This is a genomic window from Roseburia sp. 1XD42-34, assembly GCF_009917385.1.
Taxonomy (GTDB): domain Bacteria; phylum Bacillota; class Bacilli; order Bacillales; family Amphibacillaceae; genus Virgibacillus.
The window spans coordinates 21,656-46,635 of sequence record NZ_QWLJ01000039.1 but is presented as its reverse complement, the minus strand read 5'-3'; the positions used below and the strand labels follow the sequence as shown (position 1 = coordinate 46,635).

The window sequence follows — 24,980 nt, the reverse complement described above, 5'->3', positions numbered from 1 at the left end:
TGGGATGTTGTAAGTGGTGTAAATAAAGCTCTTGATGATTTTGAAAGAGGAATTGTAGAAAGCATTGCGGGAATGGTCATGGGACTGCTAACCGTTGTGAAGGACGCAGGTGTTGTCACCGTATCTGGTATTATTCCTGATCCTGTTGAACCGTCTTGGTTAAAGGATAGTGCAAGTCAAACAGTTAATGCCTACACACAAGCTGCGTTACAATTTATGCAAGATCCTATGCGCGCAGTGGAATCAACTGCCCAAGCTTTCACCGATACCGTGGAAAGTGAAGGTGTTATGTACGCCACCGGAGCAGCCGTTGCTGCCTTCATACCAGGTATTTGGGCTGTCAAAGGAGCTTCAGGCGTTGCAAAAATAGGTGCAGGCGCAGCAAGAAAAGCGCCGAAGTTATTAGACAAAAAGCCTTTTAGATGAGAATTTAGGGTATTTTTAATAATGTCTTAATTAATGCAACGCTAGTGAAATAATATATTACAAACGGAGGATTAAATTGGAAATAAAAGTAAAATAATTTAAGTGCATACTTACTTCTATCTCTGTGCTCATTTTGGTTTATCATTTGATAAATATGTTTATATTTTGGTCAGAGATTCCAGTACGCATAGCAATTTATTTCACTAAAGGGGGAGCAGATAATTGGGGTTCGAAGTACTTTCTACTAGCCATTCCCTTAATAGGATTATTTGTATGGTGGTTAATCGGTTTATTAACTAAGCGCCTTGAAAAATTAAATTATATTAATTTAACTGAGAAAAATCGAGAGAAACAATATACTATGTCGAAGAGAATAATGATTTTAATGCAGAATTTATTCTTTGTAATCTCTATATTCGCTAATGAGTCTCTTTTGAGATATGCAGAGGGTATGGAAAACGGTGTATTTAATTTCTTGTCTCTATTTTTATTAGCGGTAATTTTGGTATCTCTTTTTTAAAAGCTAATTTGGGCGGCTACATTAAAAGAATAGTATTTTTTCCTTAAGGTGTTATTTTTCATGATAACGTCTAAATTTTTTATTTAGTTTTTTACATAGAACTACAAATTACTATGTATTGAAAGTTACCGAGGTATAAAACAAAACTAGATAGAAGGTTAAACAGATAATAGGGGTTTGAAGTATTTTCTACTAGTCATTCCCTTAATAGGATTATTTTTAAGTAGAAAACCTATTTGATTTTTTGCTGTTTAAAACAGATAGAGAAAAAAACACGAATTATTATTATTTATGACTCAATATGTACAGGATACATTAAAGCAAATGGAATCATCCTATCAAATTATATTCAATGGTAACAGTGTTTATGCAATTAGTTATTATTTATTCCAAAGAAGTTCTGTACGTTGGCAACCTGAAGATATGGAAAGTGCAATCATTAATAAAAGAATTTAAACAGGCAGTAATCCAATCATATCCTAAGCTGTTTCAATATACAGAACGAATGTGATGAAACCACTTCAGTAACTTTATTTGTTGGAGAAGACGAGCAGCGCGAATTAGCGCAGAGGGTCGGTAATTTACTGCCTCGAATTTGTGGTAATTATACAATTATAGATTCAAAAGAATACAAATTAACAGAAATTAGCAATAAATATCGTTGCCGATTATCGTACTTTATTATGCATGCAATAACGCAAAGAATAGATGCACATGTGGAAAAGTTAAATTGCCATCCCCTAGAAATTCGTCGTTATTATCGTCAACTGGATTATTAGGTATAGGTATTTATAAAATCTAACGGTATATTAAACTGCTACTGTCAGTTAGATAAGAGGATAAAAATAGTGCCAGGATTTTATCCTGAGATATTTTTACCCTTATTTTCAAAATATTAATAACATAAATAAAAAAGTTGCATTGGGGACACGGTCTTAACGGGATAGATAGATTACAATATACTGAGAAATAACACAAAAATATGTCGCAAAAAAATCCATTATAATTTTCATTGACATATTAAATAAGTAGGAATATGATGAAGTTGAAATCGATTTCATGTTATTTAACTTGTCTACTCAAGTAATCAAGATATGTTTTCATTTGCATAGATACTTGTCAAAAATAAAATACAGTTGGAGGTTGATTATGTTGGCTATTGATAAGACAAGCTTTATTCCTATTTATTTACAAATTAGCGAAGACGTAAAGTCACAAATATTATCAGGGAAATATCAAAACGGAGATCGTCTTCCTTCTGAAAACGAATTAGTTGAACAATATAAAGTTACTCGTACTACGATCCAGCGATCTCTATCTGAATTAAGCAATGAAGGTATTATCGAAAGAATTCATGGTAAAGGGACATATGTCCGCTTAAGGAAGGTTCGAGAAAACATTTGGAATTTCAGTGGTTTTTCAGCTTATGCAAAGAAAACGAATCAACGGCCCATTACAAAAGTTATAAAGCATGAAATCATCACTAAAAAGCAAAAGAATTACTTAAAGTTAATTCGACTACGTGGTTTTCAAAAGCAAGATAAGCAAGAATGGATGACGTTAGATACGTCTATATTAAATTTAGAAATGTTTCCTGCGCTAGATAAATATGACTTCTCGGAATTATCATTATACGACACATTAGAAAAAAATTTTAATACAAAACCGAATTATGCAAGTCTTCATGTGAAAGCGATTGACGCAAATGAAAAATTAATGAATTATTTTAAAATGACTTCCTCCTTTCCCTTACTAAATGTTCAGGGAACTGTTTTCGACCAACTTGGAAGAGCAATTGAAAAAGTGAATGTTATCTATAGTGATCATGCTGATTTTAATGTAGTTATAAATATTTAAGAATGTTTAAAGAATAAGAGATATCAAGGAGGACAACTATGAAAAATCAAATTTTAGGAACACTTTATGGACTAGCTATTGGAGATGCTATGGGAATGCCGTCTGAACTTTGGAGCCGAAGAAAAGTAAAAGCCTATTTCGGAAAAATTGAAACCTTTTTAGACGGTCCAAAATCAAATGAGGTTGCCAAACACTTTTCAAAAGGTCAGTATACCGATGATACTACTCAAGCACTTATCATTTTAAACGCTTTAATGGAAACTGATTTTGAGCCAAAGGATCAAGTCATTGCTGAAAAGTTGATGGAATGGGCGGAAAAAATCCACGCATTTGATAATGAAATTCTCGGACCAAGCTCCAAAGCCGCTCTCTTAGCAGTTAAAAACGGTAAGAGTGGATCCGAAATCACAGCAAACGCTGTAACAAATGGTGCAGCAATGCGAATTGCGCCGATTGGATGCTTATTTAACTCTAATCAATCTGATGCATTAATTAATTATGTATGGCAAGTTAGCAAAGTAACCCATGCATCCGACGTTGCTATTACAGGAGCTGCAATGATTGCAGGAGCAGTCAGTTCAGCCATGGAGAAAAAAACATGGGCGGAAATTGTAACCGATACGATGAATATCCATGATAAAGCACTTACTTATGGTGCTGAAACCTTCAGTCCGTCGCTGAAGGCACGTTTAGAACTTGGGCTCGAATATGCTCATAAATTCTCAAATGATGAAGAAGCGTTTTCCAATCATATTTATCAGGTTATTGGTGCCGGCGTATCAACAAGTGAATCCGTACCTACTGCTTTAAGCATTGCTTATTATGCAAAAACGGTAGAGCGCTGTGCACTCTTAGCTGCTAATTTAGGAGGAGACACCGATACGATTGGGGCTATGGCAACTGCCATTTGTGGAGCTAAACAAGGAGCCGATGAAATAGACCCAAGCTATCTCCAAATGATTGGTGATAATAATAAGGTTGATTTTACTCCCTATGCACAGGCTTTACTGCACTACCGAAAAAAATGGACCAAGGAGGATATTAAAAATGGCTGAAAACAAGAATAAGATTACCGTTTCTGCAGAAGAAAGAGTTGGCAAACCGAAAGATTTGTTTTTCATTTGGTTTGCTGCAAACATCGGTATCTTAGGTGTTGTATATGGTGCAATGATTGTTGGTTTTCAACTAAGCTTTATTCAATCTACCTTAGCTGCCCTGATTGCCGCACTTTCCTTCATTCTTGTTGGCTATATTAGTGTGATTGGAAAGAAAAATGGTATTACTACGTTTATGTTATCAAGAGCAGCCTTTGGAACAAAAGGAAACTGGATTCCTAATTTTCTAGGATGGTTGAATTTAGTTGGGTGGTTATCCGTTAATGTCGTTACGGGCACCCTAATTTTGCTTTCCTTAGCTACTATTTTTCATATTGACCAAAATAGTACCATCACATTGATTTGCTTGCTTATTTTTGCAACATTCGTTTTACTTTCTGGCTTATTGAATCAACAACAATTAGCTAAATTACAAACATTTTTCACATATGTTTTTGGTGGACTGACCTTGATTATCTTAGTTATTCTTATTCCACAAACTGACTTTCAACAACTTTTTTCTATGCCAAATGGAAGTTGGCTAGAAGGATTCCTTCCAGCTGTGTCTATTATTATGGCGGGAACTGGAATTAGTTGGTCGATTGCTGGGGCAGATTACAGTGCTTATCAGGTCCCAACTAATAAGAATAATGCGATTATGTTTAGTGTGTTATTTGGGGCTTTTATCCCTTTATTTGTCATTATGTTTGTAGGTATATTATTAAGCACATCTTTACCAAATATTGCGACGTCAGCAAATCCAATTGATGTAATTGCTCATGCTCTTCCATCATGGATTTCAATCATTTATTTTATAACTGCAGTAGGTGGATTAATCCCACAGTGTATCATTAGCTTAAAATCAGCAAGAGTAAATTTAGAAACATTAAATATACAAATATCAAATCGAGGATCATTAATAGTTCATGGCACAATCATGATCCTAATTCCTGTTTATGTGCTCTTTATTTCACAAGACTTTCTATATAATTTTCAATTATTTCTTGGGTTACTCGGAATTGGAATCGCTTCCTGGGCAGCTGTTTTTGTAGCTGATTACTACTTCAATCGAAAATCCGGATATGATCTAAAGCTATTAGAACCCAAAGGAACGCATTATTTTAACAAAACCGGAATTATAAGCTGGTTCATTGGTGTAATTATCGGGTTTCTATTTACAAACACCGACTTTTTTAGCGGCCCATTTGCTGTAGGGGTTTTTCGGGACAATAGTTTAGGATTATTACTTGCTTTTATCTCTGGTTATATCGCTTATGTTCTTATCCATCCATTTATGAGTGATCGGAGGGGAAAATGAATGAAACGAGAACAAACAGCAACTAAACATGTCTTAATTATTGGAGCTGCAGTAATCGATATGATCGTTCATGTAAACCAATTACCTAAAACAGGTGAGGACGTTTACGGGGAGCATATAGAAACGATGGTTGGCGGCTGTGCTTATAATGTACAACAAGTAATAAACCACTTTGGTATAAATCATGATTTATTTGTTCCAGTTGGTATTGGTCCACATGCTCATATGATTCGTACCCATTTAGAAAAGCAACAAATACCAATTATTTTAGAGGACACATCCAAGGACAATGGGTGGAATATTTCATTTGTAGAACCCGATGGAGAACGTACTTTTCTTACCATCCCCGGCTTGGAAACAGAGTGGCGACACGAATGGTTTCAACGTATTCATCTGGCTGATTATGATTATATTTATTTGTCAGGATATGAACTAGAGGGTACTTCTGGGGAAGTCTTAGTTCAGGAAATCATGCAAAATAAAGCAAACCATGCCAAAATCATTTTTGATCCTGGTCCACGCATCGCTTATTTAGACAAAGCTGTATTGGAGACCATCTTAACTGCAAATACCATTGTGCACTGTAACTTCAGCGAATTAAAGGAGCTTATGTCTGTTAAGACGGTGGAGGAAGGGGCAACTTTCCTATCTCAAAAAACCAAAGAAGCTGTTGTCATAACGATGGGAGCAGATGGCTGTTTCTACTTAGACAAGGACCGCTCTGGAATCATTCCAGCTAAATCAGTGAAGGTAGTTGATACCATTGGTGCAGGTGATTCCCATACAGGTGCTTTTATTAGCGGTTTAGCTCAAGGGTTAACCCTTGAGGAAGCATGTCAATTAGGTAACCGTACCTCCGAAAAAATCGTTCAGCAATCCGGCTGTAACTTGGCAAATATACTTTAAAAACGAAAGGGGGAAGACACGAAAAATACAAAATCAGGCGGAGGAAAACGACTTGTTTTCCTTCGCCTGATTTATTTTAAGGGCTTTTTGGACAGCCTCTTTAAAATTAATAAAATAATTTGTAGATTGCTATCCATTCCTATAATTACTGGTATCTCTAATTTAAGCAACATCGGCTGATATTTTTCATTATAATATTAATCAAGATTGAAAAAAACGGATGTTTACTTGAATAACAACAAACTAATTTTCTTCTTATTGATTACGCTTTCGCATCAAAGGTAGAATGAGCTCCCATCCCGTTACTTTGGCTCGCATTCGCCTTCATTTCCGCTCTTGCGGATTTATAAGCATGATAATAAATTGCGGTTGTTTCATCGTAGAACTGAGTTTCCGCTCTAGTTTGCCTCTTTCCCCATCCCGTCTCTGAACTATAAGATAATACTTCATCCCCAGTTTTATCATAAAGAAGCATCGATAATCCAGTTGCACCACCATTCATTTGTCCAGTAAAAGGTAGTCCAATAATCTTAAAAAAGAATGGTAAACCATTAGTATATGTTGCATTCATTATCCTAGGAGTCATCAATGCTATGAGTTTAGAACGATCAGGGGATACATGTTTTTCTTTGTAAGAATTGATATAAGATATATAATCTTTTCCCATGTACTCTCCTTTTGCTGCACCATCTTTTGCCATTTCCTTAATCTTATTTACTACCTTCTCTGGTAAGGCTGTGTGCTTCTTTTCGGAACCGATTTTATCAGCTTTCGATAATGGTGTTTTGGCTTGATACGTAGTATGAGAGATTATATTTGAAAAATGTTCCATACCGATAGAGCGCATCAACATAATATCATTCCTTTTTAATCAATTAGTTATTTCTATTATCGGTTATTTTTAGAAAAAATAAATATTTTAAAGTAAACATTAGGAAGTTGATTATTATTTTCTCATTTTTACTATAAATAGGTATTTTGGCGCATTTTAACTTTATTTATAAGTAGCTCTAAAATTCTCGCTTTAGAGGGTTGGATCATTTATGCTGCGTCAAATTTAAGTGATAAATCGAAACAAAATACCCGGTAAAAGATCTTTAAGATTTATATTTAGGCTATAAGACTTTTCATATAGAAACAACATTTTTTTGTATAATCTGAGGTACAATAAAGTTTAGCCATGTTTGTTCTTTGAATGATTGTTACTTTAAGGCAACGGGACAGTGTTCTGGAGTGTCGTTCATGTGGCTCACTATTATAAAAGATGAGATAAAAACGAGGAGACTGCTCATGTTTATAACTGTAAAAGACGTATTAGAAATGGAAAAATTTAAACACGTGGAACTGATAGCAGGAAAAGAAGGGCTAGGACGAAGAGTAGAAAATGTCTATTTTATGGAAGTCCCAGATATTGATGCTTATATCGATGCCAATGGACTCTTATTAACTACACTATATCCAATTGCTGATAATGAAACGCAAATAAATTCGCTTATTCCTAGATTAGCAAAGCAAAAAATTGCTGGAATAGCGATTAAACCAGGAAGGTACATAGAGACTATTCCCGAAACCATGATTAAACAAGCGAGTGAACTTGATTTACCATTGATTAAATTGCCGGATAACGCCAATTTATCAAACTTAACAAACCAGATTTTATCGGAACTTCTTGGTTCTCGAACCTCTGTATTAGAATTCCGTGATCGCTTGCATCAAAAATTACTCCACCTGCTTTTAGAAGGAGCTGATTTAAGTAAGTTTGTTAACTCAATTGCCAATATAGTAGAAACTCCGGTAATTATTTTGGACAACAATCTGCATTGTATAGCTGCTTCCATTGATCAGTCTAATAATGCATTAAGCTTTAGCTTAAACGATAACTCCGCAGGTATGTCTCTCTTTAAAAGGAACTTTAATGTTCAAGTTAATAACGTGGTATATAAAAAAAATGATCTCTTTATTCAACCTATTTTTGCTGGAGAGGATAAGTTTGGCTACTTGGTGGTATTGCTGGATAAAGGAAGAGGAGCGACAGAAAACGTAATTGTTGCTGTTGAGCAGGCTTCTTTTCTTGTAGCGTTTTTATTCCAAACTGAAAAAGCTTTATTGCAAAAAGAACGAAATTATTTATATGGTTTTATTAGAGATATTTTTAATGACCATTATACATCACAAACTGAAGTAATTGAAAAGGCAAAGGTTTTTAAATGGGCGTTCTATTTCCCAACGGTTATTTTGAGTATAAAGACAAACATTACAGATAGTAGAAAAAAGCTATCGATATACTACCGTATGCTTGATTCTGGTTTGATCGAAAGGATATTAGCGGAAGCACTTGATACACCAATCCAAAACTGTAAGGTTGTTTACTACAATGATTCTTTAGTATGCTTTGTCAGTATTGTGTTTGAACAGAGGTTAAAGCAAAAGCTTAACCATGCAAGTGAATTGATTATTTCAAATTTTAAAGATCTTTCTAATATAGGGATTAGTATTTCTGAAACGATCTATAATATGAAACAATTGAAAAACATTTATGAAAATTCATTGCTAATTTTTGATATTTACAAAAAAAGTATTGATCAGCAATCATTTGTCTATTTTTATGAGGATATGGGGTTGTTTCGTCTTTTTCATTATGTCACAGATAAAGATGTGTTGAACGCCTTTGTAAAAGAAAAATTAGGAAAAGTAATTGCCTATGATAAACGAAAAAACGGCAATTTATTAGAAACGTTAAAGTATTACATTAAAAACAACTATAATATACAAAAAACAGCAGATGATATGTATATTCATTACAACACATTGCGGTATCGGATAAATAAATTAAAGGAGCTAGGAGTAGAGGAGGAAGATGGGCTAGAAATGGCGCAAGTTGCTGTTGCTTTCCAATTGTATTTATATTTATCTTCGCAAATGAATGAGTTATAAAACATTGCCATACTAAATATGGCAATGTTTTTAACGTTGGTAAATATTTGATATGTTATTTGTTAAACATTAACAATAAATAAAGTTTTATTCGTCAACATTTGCCAATGATTACTGCTTCTTTCGTTGGTATGATGAAAGTACAAGAAAGGGGGGCGCAGTAAAGGTAGATGTTAGAAGACCTCGGCTTTAACAAGAGAACCCTACTAAGGGAGTGAATCGCCATGGACGGGTCAATTAGACAAATTAAATTGTGGCACCGAGAAGATATTGACGGTTTTTTTGGTTTATTTACCAATAATTTAACAAATTTATTAGTAATGGCAGGCTTACTAAATATTTCAATCGGTATTCCTGCTGCAATCACCTATGGGAAAATCCTTCCTGCGGTAGGCTTATCTATTTTTTCCAGTAGTCTAATCTACAGCTGGATGGCTTATCGATTAGCAAGAAAGGAAGGAAGAGATACGGTCACTGCATTGCCTTCTGGTACAAGCGTTCCCCATATGTTTTTAATTGTGTTTCTTATTATGGGACCAGTGTATTGGAAAACAGGAGATCCTTATATTGCTTGGTTTGCCGGATTAGCTTGGGGATTTGTTGAAGGAATGATTGAATTATCAGGTTCCCTAATTGGAGCAAAAGTACGAAAAGTATTGCCTAGAGCGGCTATGTTAGGTTCACTCGCAGGCGTATCACTTACTTTTATTGTTATGACACCAGCTATGCAGACATTTGAACTTCCATATATTGGTTTTATTTCTTTAGCAATTATCTTTCTTGGATGGTTTGGTAAAGTGAAGTTACCGTTTCGTATTCCAGTTGGATTGTTTGCCATTATCATTGGCACTATTATTGGCTGGATAACTGGAAATATGGACTTTGCTGCTGTTACAGAATCTGCTAAACAAGTTCAACTCAGCGTGCCCACTTTTTCAATCGAACGAATAATCGAAGGTTTTTCTGCAGCAGGACCATTTTTAATCGCTGCAATCCCCTTAGGAATTTATAATTTTTTTGAAACGATTGATAATATTGAAAGTGCGGAAGTAGCAGGTGACAGGTATAATACCAAACAAGCTTTAATTGCAGATGGCTCTACGACCATATTAGCGAGTCTGTTTGGGAGTCCTTTTCCGACCGCCGTATTTATCGGTCATGTCGGATGGAAGGAAACTGGGGCCCGAATTGGCTATACGTGGGCAACTGGACTTTCGATATTAGTCTTAACTTGGCTTGGATTAATTTCATTACTGTTAACGATCATTCCACTGGAAGCAATTGTACCAATATTAATCTATATCGGACTTATTATCGGAGCTCAAGCGTTTCAGCATGTCGATATGAAATACGCACCAGCTGTTATCTTAGCGATGATCCCTTGGATTGCTAACTGGGGGCAAAATATTGTCGATACCGCTTTTACAAGTGCAGGTACCTCAGCACTGGAGGTCGGACTTTCTGCGATAGCAAATGCAGGGTTAGAGTATAGTGGTCTTCTTAGTTTAGGAACAGGTGCCATCATTATTGGCATGATTTGGTCAAGTATTCTCGTGTTTATTATTGACCAAAACTTTAAAAATGGTGCAGTGGTATGTTTAATCGGAATGATATTATCCTATTTTGGAATCATTCACTATAAAGAAATTGGTATAGGTGTCGGCTGGGAAACTGCAATTAGCTATGCGGTGGTAGGACTGATTTTACTAAGTATTTATGTGAAACAAAACACAACTAAACATGGAGGAATTGTAAAATGAGTAAATTATATTCGATGGAAGCAAAACCTTATAATTTTGAATTTAATCTAGATAATACAGCGTTAGTGATTATTGATATGCAACGTGATTTTTGTGCGCCAGGTGGTTTTGGAGAAAAATTGGGAAATGATATTACTTTAACTCGTTCCATTATACCAACCATTAAAAATGTATTGGAAGTAGCCCGAGAAAAAGGATTATTTGTTGTCCATACACGTGAAGGTCACCGTCCAGATTTAACCGATTGCCCGCCAAATAAGTTAGCTCGTGGTAAAAAGCAGGGAGCAGGTATTGGCGATGAAGGCCCGATGGGAAGAATCCTAGTTCGTGGGGAATATGGTCATGATATTGTCGATGAACTGACTCCTGTTGAAGGCGAAGTAATCATTGATAAGCCCGGAAAAGGGGCATTTTTTCAGACTGATTTAGAGATAATTTTACGCAATAAAGGAATTACAAATTTATTAGTTGGCGGAGTTACTACACATGTCTGTGTCCAAACAACGATCCGAGAAGCTAATGATCGCGGGTTTGACTGCTTATTACTTGAAGATTGTTCAGCTGCTTTTGATCCGCGAGATCATGAAGATTCCATTCGTATGATTCATCAACAAGGTGGCATATTCGGTTGGACTGCACCATCAAAAAATTTACTTGAAGCACTCAGAAAATAGCAGAAAGGAGAAGAAAATATGAGTAACTCTAAACAAATTCTTGGAACACCATGGTTTGTAAAAGGAGACATTAATGGATTTTTCGGATTGTTTAGTAATGTGTTAACAAACTTTCTTGCTGCCATTGGACTCCTTGTTGCCATTAACATGCCGAGAGATATTGTATATGGACATATCGTTCCGGCAGCTGCACTTACTATTGGAATTGGTGGAATCTTTTTCGCTATCCAGGCTAGACGTAAGTCATTAAGAGAAAACCGTGATGATGTTACTGCACTGCCATATGGGTTAAGTGTACCACATTATTTTGTAGTATCGTTTGCTGTTATGTTACCGGTATATGCTAATACCCAAGATTGGGTATTAGCTTGGTCAGTAGGTATTGCTTGGAATCTAGTTCAAGGAATTATCATGACATTAGGTGCTTTTGTCGGCCCTTATATTCAAAAATATATTCCACGTAGTGCTTTATTAGGTTCTTTAGCTGGTATCGCCTTAACGTATATTGCGATGAATCCAATGGGCGAAATCTTTACTACTCCTTATATTGGACTGATAACATTAGTCATCGTTCTTGCTGGATGGTTAGCCCATAAAAAATTACCTGGTAATATTCCAGCTGGACTATTAGCGATATTAATTGGGATGATTCTTGCCTGGGTAACTGGGTACATGGATGTAGCCGCTGTGAAAGAGGCTGCTAGTGGCTTCTCTCTTGCATATCCTAGCTTTGCACTCGGACATTTAGCTGAAGGCTTTGCTTATTTATCACCGTTTTTAGCTGCAGCTATACCTTTAGCAATTTATGACTTTCTTGAAAGTTTGGATAATATTGAGAGTGCTGAAGTTGGTGGAGATAAATACCCTACAACTTTATCACTGCTTGTTCCTGGGGTATTAACCCTTTTTGGGGCAGCACTTGGAAGTGTTTTTCCAACCATTATTTATATCGGTCATCCAGGTTGGAAAAAGGCCGGCGCCCGTGTAGGTTATTCAATGGCGACGGGTGTAGGAGTTATCATTATTTCCTTTATCGGGTTACTGCCATTAATGATGTCCATCATTCCGTTAGTTGCTCTACTTCCAATCCTCGTATATATTACGATGACGATTGGTACGCAAGCTTACAGTACAGCAAAAGTGGAACATATGCCCGCAATGTTCTTAGGATTAACCCCATTTGTAGCAAGTTATATTATTCAACAGGTTGACAATGCTTTAGCCGCAGCAGGTACGGATGCAGCGACAATCGGTTTTGATGTACTTGCCAACAACGGTATTAAATATGTCGGCTGGGATACTCTAGGGTCTTCTGATATTCTCGTATCGATGATGTTAATTACAATCGTCATATTTTTAATTGACAAAAAGTATAAGCTTGCTGCTATATATAGCTTTGTAGCTGCAGCTCTATCCTTTGTTGGTTTGATTCATGCTCCCGAAATCGGCTTTGGTGCAGGTCAAACTGGTGCATTAGGTTACCTTGCAATGGGAATCACTTTATTAGCCTTTTACTTCTACCGTGATAAAGATGAATTAAAGGAGCTTAAGTCATAATCAATTGGTGATTGTATGAAAAATAAACTTTGCCTAATTCATGTATTGGATAAGCATTTACTTGATTGGTTCAACCGATTCAAAACGGGTGAACAAATTGGAATAGTTCACAGTATTTTTGACAAGGTGATCAATTTTATTTCCCATGATGACAGCATGCTTTTTTCTCTAGCAAAAGACCGAATCGTTCAATCACCAAAAATGATGAAAACAACAGATGAATTCGGCTTTAATGCTATGTGTTCATCTATAAAACCTAGTAATCCAGTCGTTAAAGTTGGTGAAAAAGCGATACAAATAAAAGACTGGCAATGGAGCTATATGTTTTCAGAACGCTGGGAAAGGGAGCTTTCTCCCCTTTCCCAAGTGAAACCAGCTTTATCAGAGTCACATTTAGCCTATATAGATGCATTTATCGAGGCAAATGGTCGAGACGGTGGACTGTTATCTGCCTGGAAGTATGTGATTGGGCGAGATGAAGGGGTAAGTGAAAGCAGCATCGATACTATTTATTTTCAACCTTTTGTTAAGGGTTTTAAAACCATTACAGAAGAAATAAGAAAACGACAACTAAAAGAATTTATGTATCGTTTTGCGGGATTGGGGGTTGGATTAACGCCATCAGGCGACGATTTTCTTACTGGTTTACTGGCAACATGGCATTACTTCGGTTTTTCTTTATATCAGGATTTTATGAGCCAAGGAAATGTTGAATTTGCCAGTTTAAAAAGAAGAACAACAGATGTTAGTTATTTTATGTTAGAAAATTGCTGTTTCGGTTATGTTAATGATGCTTTACTCGACTTGCTTGAGTGTATCCCCCATCATCCAACCAACTCATTACAGCAAGTTTTATCGATTGGTTCTACTTCTGGTACTGATATGTTAATTGGTGTCAGCTTTGCATACCGACAATTATTAAAACAGCGAAATTTGCTTGCAGATTAGAGGTTAAGTTTGTACCATTTCTGGCTGTAAGGAAAACATGCTTTTCCTTGTAATTTGTAAATGGCAGATCACACTACCATGTAAAAAAACAATAGGAACGAAAATCGTTCATTCAAACCAAATATCGATTAACGGATTTTTCACTTTCATTTATAAAGGAGGAAGTTGGAATGGCTTCAATTGTAAAAGTAGTACCAAATGCGTACCATGATTCTGTTACGCTAATGTCTTTATCTGGAAAAATCAAACAACATGATGGTGTCAAGCAAGCGGTTGTTTCCATGGCTACACAAATGAATAAAGATTTATTAAGTAATATTGGTTTAATAACAGAAGAAGTACAGACTGCAACAGAAAATGACCTCATTATCGCTGTCGCTGTAAAAGCGGATTCCGGGGAACGAGTAAAAGAAGTTATTGGACTCATTGAAACAGAATTAACAGCAAAAAAATCTAAAAAAGAAAAAGGCGGTAACCAACCAGTTAAAACTATTCATGCAGCTTTAAATGCAATGCCAGAAGCGAATATGGCGATTATATCCGTCCCAGGTGAGTATGCTGCGCGAGAGGCTAGACAAGTATTAAAGCAAGGAATGCATGTCATGCTTTTTAGTGACAATGTTTCGATCGAGGATGAAAGATCACTAAAAGAATTAGGCAGAGAAAAAGGTTTATTTGTCATGGGGCCTGACTGTGGAACAGCAATTATTAATCATACTGGTTTATGTTTTGCAAATAAGGTGAGTGATGGAGAAATAGGCCTTGTAGCTGCTTCAGGTACAGGATTACAAGAAGTCACGGTGCAAATAGACAAGCTTGGCTATGGGATTACACAAGCAATTGGAACAGGAGGCCGTGATCTTCATGAGGAGATTGGCGGAATCATGATGCTTCAAGGACTTAAAGCGTTAGAAGCTGATGAAAAAACAAAAGTAATCACATTAATTTCTAAGCCACCAGCTCCAAAAGTTCAGGAAAAAATTCTAGCTGAAGTTAAAAAATGTAAAAAGCCGGTAGTTGTCTGTTTCTTAGATGGTGATGCACATGAAGTGGAAGAGGCTGGGGCTATATTTTCTCCAACTTTAATTGATGCTGCACGTCAAGCGGTTACATGTATTGATCCGGAAAACAAGATCGATTCAGAAGTTGATGAGACAGCTACTAATTGGGCGAAAACAGAACAGAAAAATATAGCAGATTCACAACAATATATTAGAGGGCTTTTCTGTGGTGGTACTTTAACTTCAGAAGCATTATCACTCATGCGTGATGCTGGATTAAAAGTAAAAAGTAATGTTGCCAAAAAACAAGCAGAAAAGTTAGATGATGTTCATACGAGTACAGGTCATACTTTACTTGATTTAGGTGATGATGATTTTACGAAAGGCAAACCACACCCAATGATTGATCCAAGCTTAAGAAATGAGCGAATTGTTGCAGAGGCTAAAGACCCTGAAACAGCCGTATTGTTACTAGACTTTGAATTGGGATTTGGTTCACATGAAGATCCGGTTGGGGTCAGTCTAGATGCACTTCAAGAAGCTAAACAAATTGCTACACAAGCTGGAAGGCATTTACCAGTTGTTGCATATATATGTGGAACTTCCAAGGATAAGCAAGACTATCAACAACAAGAAAAGAAACTCAAAGCTATGGGTGTTTATGTAGCTGACAGTAATGCGATGGCAACTAAAATTGCAACCATGCTTGTTAAGGAGGTAATTTAATATGAGTAATTTTCCAGATCTATTTAACGAAAAGTTGCATGTTATTAATATTGGTACGTCAACATTTAAAGATGATTTGGATTTACAAGGAACAGAAGCAATTCAATTTGATTGGCAACCGCCTGCCGGAGGAAATATAGAATTAATTAACGCATTAGACTGTTTCCAAGACAATGAAAGAATAGATAATGCGAATAAAGAAGCGATCTCTCGAATAAAAGCAGCACATCCATTTTTAGTAGATATTGATCTAGCTAAAAACGTGATTCCAGGAATGCATAGCAACATGATTCTTCATGCTGGCCCTCCAATTGCATGGGAAAATATGGCTGGTCCAGTTCAAGGAGCCATAATCGGAGCACTAATTTACGAAGGATTAGCGAATAATGAGGAAGAGGCAAAGGCTTTAGTTGCAAACGGTGAAATTGAATTTGCTCCATGTCATGAGCATTCAACTGTAGGACCTATGGCAGGTATTGTATCCCCTTCTATGCCAGTCCATGTTGTTGAAAACAGAACTCATGGAAATAAAGCATATTGTACAGTAAACGAAGGTTTAGGAAAAGTGCTACGATTTGGTGCTTTTTCTGAGGATGTTATTCAGCGCTTGAAATGGATTAGAGACGTTTATGCAAAAGCATTGAAAAAAGCATTGGCATTAAGCAATGGAATTGATCTTAAATCCATAACCGCCCAAGCATTGCATATGGGCGATGAATGTCATAATCGTAATAAAGCTTCTACCAGTCTTTTTTATCGTGAAATTGCTGATTACTTTTTACAAACGGATTTAGATACAGAACAATTGCGTGAAGTGATGCAATTTATTAAGGATAATGAACATTACTATTTAAACCTTTCTATGCCGGCTTGTAAAGCTTCTTTAGATGCAGGTCATGGGGTGCCTTATTCTACAGTTGTCACTACGATGGCGAGAAATGGTGTAGAGTTTGGCATTCGCATTAGCGGGCTTGGGGAAAAAGAATGGTTCACTGCACCAGCTAATTTTGTCAAGGGACTATTTTTCCCTGGTTTCTCAGAAGACGATGCTGCACGTGATCTTGGCGATAGTGCCATTACAGAAACGATGGGAATTGGTGGTTTTGCAATGGGTGGATCTCCAGCAATTGTCCAATTTGTTGGTGGTCAAGTAGCAGATGCCATTCATTACAGCGAACAAATGTACGATATTACAGTTAGCGAAAATAGTAATTTTTCCATTCCAACTCTAGATTTTCGTGGTACTGCATTTGGAATAGACGTATTAAAAGTCATCGAGTCAGGAATTTTACCTGTTATTAATACTGGAATGGCTAGTAAAATTGCCGGTGTTGGTCAAATTGGCGCAGGTATTGTTCACCCACCAAAAGCATGTTTTGAAAAAGGATTCATGCGTTTTTATGAAGTATACGGGGAGGGCGGCAACAATGGGTAAAGTGTTAATCGCTCTTGGAGGTAATGCACTTGGTAATAACCCAAAAGAGCAGCTTGAGCTCGTACGAGAATCTGCTAAGCCCATTGCGGATATGATTGAGCAAGGGCATCATGTAATTATTGCTCATGGGAATGGGCCGCAAGTAGGAGCAATTCATATAGCATTTGATTATGCTTCCAAAAAAAATACGAACATTCCAAAAATGCCGTTTGCAGAGTGCGGAGCGATGAGTCAAGGGTATATTGGCTATCATTTACAAAATGCGATACGAGAAGAATTATTTAATCGATCCATTCATAAATCTGTATCCACCATTATTAGCCAAGTGGTAGTCGATAAGGATGATCCGGCTTTTAAAAATCCTACTAAACCAATAGGATCATTTTTATCAAAGCATGAAGCAGAAAAATTAATGAAAGAAACAAATGATGTTTATGTGGAAGATGCTGGGAGAGGATATCGCAAAGTAATTCCTTCTCCTCTGCCAATTAAAGTAGTGGAAAAAGAAGTTATCGCTAATTTAGTAGATGCTGGACATATTGTGATTACCATAGGCGGTGGTGGTATCCCCGTGATGGAGAAGGAAGCAAGTGCTCTAGAAGGAGTAGATGCTGTAATTGACAAAGATTTGGCTAGTCAGTGTCTAGCAAATGAATTAGATGTTGATTTTCTTTTTATTCTTACCGCTGTCGAAAAAATAGCAATCCATTACGGAAAGCCCAATCAACAAGATCTTGAACAAATGACAATTACTGAAGCAAAGAAATATATTGCTGAAGGACAGTTCGCACCTGGCAGTATGCTTCCTAAAGTTCAGGCTGCTATTCAATTTGTGCAGGGGCGCTCAGGAAGAAAAGCAATCATCACCTCATTAAATAAAGCTAAGGAAGCGATTTTAGGTAAAACAGGTACTACGATATATAGCTAATCTGTTAAAAGAACTTAATGGTAAGGGTGTCTGTTTTATGAAGATCTTATTATCACATAGAAGCGAAAGCATTTGACATTGCTTCGTGTCACTAAACGCTGAATGAATCATTGCTTATTGGTAAGTGAATGATGCTTCAAACGTAAATGAAAACCTCGTTTAAATTGAATAACGTGGGCTGGGTAGTGAAATTTTTCCTGATAGCTCTAATCTAAAACCATTATTTCTTGATATACCCTCTAACGTAAGTAATTCTGAATTATAAAACTGGTCATAATGTTAAATCATTATGACCAGTTTTTCACTTGCTTATCTAAAGTAGGAAGATGTTTGGTATACGGTATAAAGAAATATGCTTAGCGATGGATGAAAGCAATAATATTTGCTAGTAACTTTTTCATGGGGATGAAAAATTCCTGTTGTGAATTCTGAATTAAAAGATTCTTATTTTAATTGTATAAAAATTATGTTAATATTATAAAAAACAAAGTAAAGGTGGAAAAATTCCATTTTATTGTAAAGAAAGGAGATAACGTATGGATAATTTTCATAAGAAAATAAAAAAATTACGATTAGAGAAAGAAATGACATTAAAAGACTTAAGTGAAGTAACAGGACTTTCCGTAAGCTTTTTGTCTCAAATTGAACGAGGTTCTTCATCCCTAGCTATTACTTCATTAAAGAAAATATCTGACGCTTTTCAAATAAACATAGCATCATTTTTTCAAGAGATTGAAAATCATAATTATGCGTTACATAAAGAGGAGCAAAAACCGTTCACAATGGAAGGCTCAGGTGTAAAGCATGTCCGCCTAGCGGGGAAATTTCCAGAAAGAAAATTGGAACCGATGCTGGTAACATTACCTCCTAAACAACCATTCATTGAAAAGTATAGTCATCCTGGAGAAGAATTTTATTTTGTTTTAAAAGGAATGGTTATTTTTAGGGTGGAAGGAATGGAATATGTTTTGAGTGAAGGGGATACGATTCACTTTCCTTCAGAAAAAGTACACGAATGGAAAAACCCTACTGAAGAGTCATCAACGTTAATAAGTGTTTTAACACCCGTAATATTCTGAATATAAAAAATACGAGAGAGGGGAAGAAGTATGAGAGTTGCAACTGATATTGGAGGTACCTTTACGGATTTAGTTTACATCGATCAGAATGGACAAATGAAGGTAGCTAAAAGTCATACGACACCTCCAAATTTTGAAAAAGGAGTCATAGATGTACTTGAAAAAAGTGGTATTGATAAAGAAGCAATCTCCACATTTATCCATGGTACAACTGTAATTATTAATGCGCTTACAGAACGAAAAGGAGCAAAAACAGGACTTATCACGACAAAAGGGTTTCGGGATATATTAGAAATTGCTCGAGGGAATCGTCCTGATTTATTTAATATTCGATATGAAAAGCCAGAACCATTTATTGAGCGTTATCTAAGAAAAGAGGTGGATGAGCGGGTTAACTATAAGGGTGAGATAATAACTCCCCTTCATACGGAACAGATAAGGGAAATTGTTGACTTCTTTAAAAGAGAAAAAGTAGAAGCGATTGCTGTCGTGTATTTACACTCTTATGCGAATCCACAGCACGAGAAGTTAACCGTTCAATTGATTAAAGACTTATGGTCTGATGTAGCGGTATCAGCTTCGCATGAAGTAAGTCAAGAATGGCGGGAATATGAGCGGACGAATACAACAGCATTAAATGCATATGTTCAGCCAATAGCAACCACGTATATTAATAAATTATATAATGAGCTAACGGCGCATCATACAAACAGCCAAAATTTCATTATGCAGTCGAATGGCGGGACCACGACATTTCAAGAAGCGAAAAAGGTTCCCATTAATATGGTTGAGTCTGGACCTGTTGCAGGAATTTATGGTGCGGCGGTACTTGGAAAATTAATTGGAGAAGAAAACATAATTGGGTTTGATATCGGTGGGACAACGGCAAAATGTTCCCTAGTTGAAGGGGGAGAAGTGAAGGTTTCCACAGATTACTATATTGAAAGAAATGATCGTAATGCAGGCTATCCTATTAAGACACCAGTAGTAGATATTGTGGAAATAGGTAATGGTGGAGGATCCATTGCTTGGTTAGACGAAGCCGGTGCTTTAAAAGTTGGACCTAAATCTGCGGGAGCTGTACCTGGTCCAGTATCTTACGGGCAAGGTGGAACACATCCGACCACGACAGATGCTAACGTATTAACTGGTAGATTATCGGCAAAAAATTTTGATTATGATGTAGATGTATCGATGGTAAGAGAAGTGATACAAGAAAAGATAGGAAATCCGCTTCAAATGTCTGCGGAAGAAGCAGCATTGGGCATTATTCGAATAGCTAATTCCAATATGCTAAATGCACTAAAATTAATCTCCGTACGAAAAGGCCACCATCCAGAAGAATTTACTTTAGTTGCTTTTGGTGGCGGTGGTTCTATGCATGCGCCTGCGCTTGCCAAGGAATTAGGAGTGAAAAAAGTTGTCATCCCGATTGCATCGCCTGTGTTTTCAGCGTGGGGAATGTTAATGAGTGATTTACGTCATGATTATATAAAAACCTATATTAAACGATTAGAAGATCTTGATTTATCCGCAATAATGACACAGTGGCATGAAATAGAAAAAGAAGCATATGAACAATTTAAGAATGAAGGGATTTCTAAAGCGGATGTTATTTTTAATCGCTTTGTAGATATGCGTTATTTAGGACAAGAACATACGGTAAAAGTTCCTGTTCCTAATGGAGATTGGACCAAGGAACATTTACAAGAAATTATTGAAAGCTTTCATCAGTTACATGAACATAACTATACGTTTAGATTAGATGGAACAGAAACGGAATTTGTCAATATACATGTCACTGCTTTTGGAAAGGTGAAAAAACCAAATATCCAAAAGATACAACGAAATACAACGTTAGAAGATGCAAAATTAGAAACGAGAGATGTTTATTTTGAAAATCCTAAAGGGTGGATTCAAACGGATGTATACCAGCGTGAACTGCTACCAATAAATCAAACTATTCAAGGACCTGCCATTGTAGAGGAAAAAGCAGCAGTTACCGTTATTTATGAAGACCAAACACTTAAAGTGGATGATTATGGGAATTTAATAATCGAAATGGGGGAGAGATAATGGCGATCCAGGAAACAAAAGTTGATCCGTTTACATTAGAAATAGTAAAAGACTCATTGTTAGCTATAGGTGATGAAATGTTCATCGCATTAGCGAAAACATCCATGAGTCCTATCATCTATGAAGTGCTGGATTATGCTAGTGGACTAACTGATTCAAAAGGGCAATTGCTTACACAAGGGAATGGTGTGACTGGATTTATTGGAATGCTTTCCTTTATGGTAAAGCAGTCATTAGAGAAATATGCGAATGAAAATAAATTAAAGCCCGGAGATATCATTATTGTAAATGACCCTTATGGAGGTGGTGGCTCCCATTTATCAGATGTCGGTCTCGTCATGCCGATTTTTTATGAAGAAGAGATCATTGCCTTCTCAGCGAATAAAGCCCACTGGACGGAGGTTGGAGGAAAAGATCCTGGATCGTTTACGAATGATTCTCGAGATATCTTTCAAGAAGGATTGCAATTTCCATCTGTTAAGTTATTTGACGGAGGCGTGTTGAATGAAGGGTTAGTGGAGATTATCCGTGCCAATGTTCGTTTTCCAGATTTGTCATTAGGTGACATGTGGGCACAAGTTGCAGCACTCAAAACAGGGGAAAGACGTGTAAAGGAAATATGTGAAAAGTATGGGAAGGAAGTTATCCTTGCTGCTATCGACAGTCACTTAAATCACGGGGAAATTATCTCAAGACAGGAGCTTGCAAAATTACCAAAAGGAACTTTTTCGGCAGAAGGTTTTGTGGAAACGGATGGCATTGGAAATGGACCTTTTCCAATAAAAGTGGAAGTTACGATAACAGAGAAGAATTTTATATGTGACTTTCGCGGGAGTAGCCCACAGGTTCCTGGTCCTGTTAATTGTTCCTTTACTGGACTTGCATCTGCTGTAAGAACGATTTTTTTGGCAATTACAAATCCCGATCAAGATGTAAACGATGGTGTGTTTCGCCCTTTAAAGATAGTTGTTGATGATGGGTCGATTATGTCAGCACAACGTCCTGCACCTACATCGAATTATTTTGAAACGATGCTAGGTTGTACAGATTTAATCTGGAAGGCGTTGGCTCCATATATTCCACATAGATTGGCGGCAGCACATTTACTATCTGTTTGCTCTGTTACGTTGTCAGGTAAGCATCAAGATACACATGAACCGTTTTTAATTGTAGAACCGTCTGTAGGCGGATGGGGCGGTGCTGATGGGCAAGATGGAGCCAGCGGTCAATTTTGTATCCTAGATGGGGAAACCTATAATGTACCTGTTGAAGTTGCCGAAACACGGTATGGTGTAATGCTGGATGAATATAGCTTGCGTAGGGATGGAACAGGTGCTGGTGAATACATTGGCGGAAAAGGGGTTATCCGATCTTATCGAGCTTTAACTGATGGGCAAGAAGCTACGATTACTTATGGTCGTAACAAATATCGACTATGGGGCATAAATGGGGGAACGGAAGGTTCCGTAAATGAATTTTACATTCATAAAGCAACTGGAGAAATAGATGGTCCTTATGGGGTTTATTCACGGTATGAGCTAAAGAAAAATGATGTTCTTAAATTAATGACAGCTACTGGTGGAGGATATGGAAATCCGTTAGATCGTCCCGCTAAGCAGGTAGCTAAAGACGTGAAAAATGAATATTATACGGTTGAAGAAGCAAAAACTTTATTTGGAGTGGAAGTAGATCCAATAACATTTCATTATAAAGAGCTAGACATACGAAGCTAGGATATAGAGGAGTAAATTATATGGATATCAAGCGACAAGCCTTTCTTTACAAAGGGTTGAATACGCTATTTGAAACTAGTTCAGAGGCAACTAATATGTCTTTTGGAACAGTCACAATTCCACCTGGAGAGCGAGTTCCTAATACAGGAGTATCTCGTCATTTAGAAAATGAATATTCTATTATTTTAAAAGGTGAATTGCAAGGCGAAAGTGGTGGAGCGCGGTTTGAAGTTAGAGCGAATGATGCGACATTTATTCCAGCAGGAGAAAAGCATTGGGCTATAAACACAAGTAAAGAAACGTGTGAAATTGTTTGGGTATTAGTAAAGGAAAAATGATTTTAGATAAATCTAGACTGCAACAAGTCTAAGCCGAAAACAGTAGCACTTGGTCTTTAAGTCACCGTCTTGAGTTGCTAACAATCAGTGGGGATGAATGAACCCCCGCTGATTGAAAATTCGCTTTATTAATAGGGGTTATGTGATTAAAAATAATTCTTAATACATGCTATATAAATAAAGATCCAAAGTTTTTTAGAAAGGATACTGTGGATAAATGAACCAATGCTTCAAAATGGATTAAATTAAAAGTACTTATTGTGCGGTTAGATATGAATTTTCCAATGAAAATAGGCAAGAGAGAAAAGATAAAGAGCTATCTCCTCTCTCATTTTCAAAGCCAATGCAAATAGAAGTCACTTTAGCTCAAAACCACATAATCTATAAGTTTACACATTTAAAACTACACTATTCGGCGAAAGCCAACTAACGATAAACACTGGCTACATTCCGTGCTACTCCTTCTAGGTATTTTTCCCCATTTATGATTGCTTTTTCCAGTTGGCACGGTCCAGGGGTAATGCTAAATGTTGCATCGATACCGTGTTCAAATACCGCTTCGTATCCTTTTCCTAGCGTGCCGCAAAGGGCAATTACCTTTGATACACCGTTTTGCTTAGCAGCTTTTGCTACGCCAATGGGTGTTTTGCCGTAGATCGTTTGGCTATCTATCCTACCTTCTCCAGTTATTACTAGATCAGCATTTTTGACACGATTAGAAAAATCTGTTTCTTTTAGTACAATATCAATACCTGGCGTTAATTTGGCACCAAGCACTGCTAATAACCCTGCGCCCAGACCGCCTGCAGCTCCAGAACCAGGAATATCCTTTACGTCCTTGTTTGTAGCTTTTGAAATGACCTCATGAAAATGTCGTAATGCGTCATCTAATGGAATAATCATTTCCTCTGTTGCTCCTTTTTGTGGTCCATAAACGGCGCTAGCTCCATTAGGACCTAAGAGTGGGTTATCGACATCACAGGCTACCTCTACTTCTACAGATTTTAAACGTGGATCTAAATGGGATAGTTCTATTTCCGCTAACTCGATTAATGCTCCACCACCCCGATTTAGAAGATTATTTTCAGTGTTATATAGGACACCGCCAAGTGCTTCGATCATTCCTGCGCCACCATCGTTTGTGGCACTACCACCGATCCCTAGGATTATTTTAGACACATTTTTATCTAAAGCTGCTTTAATTAACTCTCCGGTACCAAATGTAGTGGTTAAGAATGGATTTCGCTTCTCTTTTGGAACAAGGTGAAGACCAGATGCTTCTGCCATTTCTATGATGGCAGTTGATCCGTCACCAGAAATGGCATAAGTTGCAGTTACTTTTTCACCCAATGGTCCAGTGACCTTTTTTTCATACAGAGTCCCTTGCAATCCATCTGCTAATGATTGGGTGGTACCCTCGCCACCATCTGCCATTGGAATAATATCTATCTCCAAAGCTTCACCGTAAGCGGAGCGAATTCCACGTTCAATAGCATTAGCAGCCTGTTTTGCTGTCATGCTTTCTTTAAATGAATCCGGCGCTATGACAATTTTTGGTTTAGCCATCATTCTTCCTTCCTTTCCCTCTTTAAAGAATCATCTAGTTGCTGTTGATTTGAATGAAGATGCCGTAGAAAACCCTTGAGACAGCCTAATGCTCCAGAATTTAT

At 36.9% G+C, this 24,980-nt stretch carries 19 protein-coding genes; 17 read left to right on the top strand and 2 right to left on the bottom strand.

Annotated elements, in window-relative coordinates; all coding sequences use genetic code 11:
* From D1839_RS16515 to D1839_RS16485, 5 genes are all read left to right on the top strand, one after another.
* On the top strand, positions 1-426 hold a 426-nt coding region (locus D1839_RS16515; RefSeq protein ID WP_158589688.1), incomplete at its 5' end, for a hypothetical protein.
* A gap of 1,669 nt (positions 427-2,095) precedes the next feature.
* Positions 2,096-2,803: a GntR family transcriptional regulator gene (locus tag D1839_RS16500; protein WP_158589686.1), complete on the top strand. Its 708-nt coding sequence runs from the start codon at positions 2,096-2,098 to the stop codon at positions 2,801-2,803.
* A 38-nt stretch (positions 2,804-2,841) separates the two neighbouring features.
* Positions 2,842-3,858 (top strand): ADP-ribosylglycohydrolase family protein, encoded by a 1,017-nt coding sequence (locus tag D1839_RS16495; protein WP_120380938.1) that lies wholly within the window; start codon positions 2,842-2,844, stop codon positions 3,856-3,858.
* Positions 3,851-5,215 (top strand): purine-cytosine permease family protein, encoded by a 1,365-nt coding sequence (locus D1839_RS16490; RefSeq protein WP_120380937.1) that lies wholly within the window; start codon positions 3,851-3,853, stop codon positions 5,213-5,215. Before D1839_RS16495 ends, D1839_RS16490 begins: the two co-directional genes overlap by 8 nt.
* Positions 5,216-6,121 (top strand): PfkB family carbohydrate kinase, encoded by a 906-nt coding sequence (locus D1839_RS16485; RefSeq protein WP_120380936.1) that lies wholly within the window; start codon positions 5,216-5,218, stop codon positions 6,119-6,121. It begins immediately after the preceding gene.
* 262 nt (positions 6,122-6,383) lie between these two features.
* Here D1839_RS16485 and D1839_RS16480 read toward each other — a convergent pair whose 3' ends face one another.
* Positions 6,384-6,974, bottom strand: a complete 591-nt coding sequence (locus tag D1839_RS16480) for a hypothetical protein (protein WP_120380935.1) — start codon at positions 6,972-6,974, stop codon at positions 6,384-6,386.
* Between the two features lie 437 nt (positions 6,975-7,411).
* Here D1839_RS16480 and D1839_RS16475 point away from each other — a divergent pair, with 437 nt between their 5' ends.
* From D1839_RS16475 to D1839_RS16420, 12 genes are all read left to right on the top strand, one after another.
* Complete coding sequence (locus D1839_RS16475) at positions 7,412-9,055, top strand: PucR family transcriptional regulator (protein ID WP_120380934.1); 1,644 nt, start codon at positions 7,412-7,414, stop codon at positions 9,053-9,055.
* A gap of 224 nt (positions 9,056-9,279) precedes the next feature.
* Complete coding sequence (locus D1839_RS16470) at positions 9,280-10,815, top strand: xanthine permease (RefSeq protein ID WP_183030259.1); 1,536 nt, start codon at positions 9,280-9,282, stop codon at positions 10,813-10,815.
* Complete coding sequence (locus tag D1839_RS16465) at positions 10,812-11,489, top strand: cysteine hydrolase family protein (protein ID WP_120380933.1); 678 nt, start codon at positions 10,812-10,814, stop codon at positions 11,487-11,489. The genes D1839_RS16470 and D1839_RS16465 overlap by 4 nt, the downstream gene beginning before the upstream one ends.
* Positions 11,490-11,507: 18 nt before the next feature.
* Positions 11,508-13,046 carry a xanthine permease gene (locus tag D1839_RS16460; RefSeq protein WP_120380932.1) on the top strand — a complete coding sequence of 513 codons (1,539 nt, stop codon included), beginning with the start codon at positions 11,508-11,510 and terminating at the stop codon, positions 13,044-13,046.
* Positions 13,047-13,061: 15 nt separating this feature from the next.
* Positions 13,062-13,994 (top strand): DUF2877 domain-containing protein, encoded by a 933-nt coding sequence (locus D1839_RS16455; protein WP_120380931.1) that lies wholly within the window; start codon positions 13,062-13,064, stop codon positions 13,992-13,994.
* A 170-nt stretch (positions 13,995-14,164) separates the two neighbouring features.
* Positions 14,165-15,721 (top strand): acyl-CoA synthetase FdrA, encoded by a 1,557-nt coding sequence (fdrA, locus tag D1839_RS16450; RefSeq protein ID WP_120380930.1) that lies wholly within the window; start codon positions 14,165-14,167, stop codon positions 15,719-15,721.
* Between the two features lies 1 nt (position 15,722).
* Positions 15,723-17,156, top strand: a complete 1,434-nt coding sequence (locus tag D1839_RS16445; protein WP_120380929.1) for a DUF1116 domain-containing protein — start codon at positions 15,723-15,725, stop codon at positions 17,154-17,156.
* Positions 17,149-18,084: a carbamate kinase gene (gene arcC, locus D1839_RS16440; protein ID WP_120380928.1), complete on the top strand. Its 936-nt coding sequence runs from the start codon at positions 17,149-17,151 to the stop codon at positions 18,082-18,084. Before D1839_RS16445 ends, arcC begins: the two co-directional genes overlap by 8 nt.
* Before the next feature lie 536 nt (positions 18,085-18,620).
* Positions 18,621-19,163 carry a helix-turn-helix domain-containing protein gene (locus D1839_RS16435; protein ID WP_120380927.1) on the top strand — a complete coding sequence of 181 codons (543 nt, stop codon included), beginning with the start codon at positions 18,621-18,623 and terminating at the stop codon, positions 19,161-19,163.
* A gap of 30 nt (positions 19,164-19,193) precedes the next feature.
* Positions 19,194-21,239: a hydantoinase/oxoprolinase family protein gene (locus tag D1839_RS16430; RefSeq protein ID WP_120380926.1), complete on the top strand. Its 2,046-nt coding sequence runs from the start codon at positions 19,194-19,196 to the stop codon at positions 21,237-21,239.
* Positions 21,239-22,972 carry a hydantoinase B/oxoprolinase family protein gene (locus tag D1839_RS16425; RefSeq protein WP_120380925.1) on the top strand — a complete coding sequence of 578 codons (1,734 nt, stop codon included), beginning with the start codon at positions 21,239-21,241 and terminating at the stop codon, positions 22,970-22,972. The genes D1839_RS16430 and D1839_RS16425 overlap by 1 nt, the downstream gene beginning before the upstream one ends.
* Before the next feature lie 20 nt (positions 22,973-22,992).
* On the top strand, positions 22,993-23,310 hold the full coding sequence (locus D1839_RS16420; protein WP_120380924.1) for a cupin domain-containing protein: 318 nt from the start codon (positions 22,993-22,995) through the stop codon (positions 23,308-23,310).
* Between the two features lie 426 nt (positions 23,311-23,736).
* On the opposite strand, the gene D1839_RS16415 is transcribed toward D1839_RS16420, so the two are convergent.
* On the bottom strand, positions 23,737-24,876 hold the full coding sequence (locus D1839_RS16415) for a glycerate kinase (RefSeq protein WP_120380923.1): 1,140 nt from the start codon (positions 24,874-24,876) through the stop codon (positions 23,737-23,739).
* Positions 24,877-24,980 lie beyond the last annotated feature (104 nt).

Excerpts from the sequence above, each read along its gene's own strand:
- D1839_RS16435 (WP_120380927.1), top strand. The coding sequence starts at position 18,621 with ATGGATAATTTTCATAAGAAAATAAAAAAATTACGATTAGAGAAAGAA.
- D1839_RS16480 (WP_120380935.1), bottom strand. The coding sequence starts at position 6,974 with ATGTTGATGCGCTCTATCGGTATGGAACATTTTTCAAATATAATCTCT.
- arcC (WP_120380928.1), top strand. The coding sequence starts at position 17,149 with ATGGGTAAAGTGTTAATCGCTCTTGGAGGTAATGCACTTGGTAATAAC.
- D1839_RS16420 (WP_120380924.1), top strand. The coding sequence starts at position 22,993 with ATGGATATCAAGCGACAAGCCTTTCTTTACAAAGGGTTGAATACGCTA.
- D1839_RS16465 (WP_120380933.1), top strand. The coding sequence starts at position 10,812 with ATGAGTAAATTATATTCGATGGAAGCAAAACCTTATAATTTTGAATTT.
- D1839_RS16475 (WP_120380934.1), top strand. The coding sequence starts at position 7,412 with ATGTTTATAACTGTAAAAGACGTATTAGAAATGGAAAAATTTAAACAC.
- D1839_RS16495 (WP_120380938.1), top strand. The coding sequence starts at position 2,842 with ATGAAAAATCAAATTTTAGGAACACTTTATGGACTAGCTATTGGAGAT.
- fdrA (WP_120380930.1), top strand. The coding sequence starts at position 14,165 with ATGGCTTCAATTGTAAAAGTAGTACCAAATGCGTACCATGATTCTGTT.
- D1839_RS16445 (WP_120380929.1), top strand. The coding sequence starts at position 15,723 with ATGAGTAATTTTCCAGATCTATTTAACGAAAAGTTGCATGTTATTAAT.
- D1839_RS16500 (WP_158589686.1), top strand. The coding sequence starts at position 2,096 with ATGTTGGCTATTGATAAGACAAGCTTTATTCCTATTTATTTACAAATT.
- D1839_RS16430 (WP_120380926.1), top strand. The coding sequence starts at position 19,194 with ATGAGAGTTGCAACTGATATTGGAGGTACCTTTACGGATTTAGTTTAC.
- D1839_RS16425 (WP_120380925.1), top strand. The coding sequence starts at position 21,239 with ATGGCGATCCAGGAAACAAAAGTTGATCCGTTTACATTAGAAATAGTA.
- D1839_RS16455 (WP_120380931.1), top strand. The coding sequence starts at position 13,062 with ATGAAAAATAAACTTTGCCTAATTCATGTATTGGATAAGCATTTACTT.
- D1839_RS16490 (WP_120380937.1), top strand. The coding sequence starts at position 3,851 with ATGGCTGAAAACAAGAATAAGATTACCGTTTCTGCAGAAGAAAGAGTT.
- D1839_RS16470 (WP_183030259.1), top strand. The coding sequence starts at position 9,280 with ATGGACGGGTCAATTAGACAAATTAAATTGTGGCACCGAGAAGATATT.
- D1839_RS16460 (WP_120380932.1), top strand. The coding sequence starts at position 11,508 with ATGAGTAACTCTAAACAAATTCTTGGAACACCATGGTTTGTAAAAGGA.
- D1839_RS16485 (WP_120380936.1), top strand. The coding sequence starts at position 5,216 with ATGAAACGAGAACAAACAGCAACTAAACATGTCTTAATTATTGGAGCT.
- D1839_RS16415 (WP_120380923.1), bottom strand. The coding sequence starts at position 24,876 with ATGGCTAAACCAAAAATTGTCATAGCGCCGGATTCATTTAAAGAAAGC.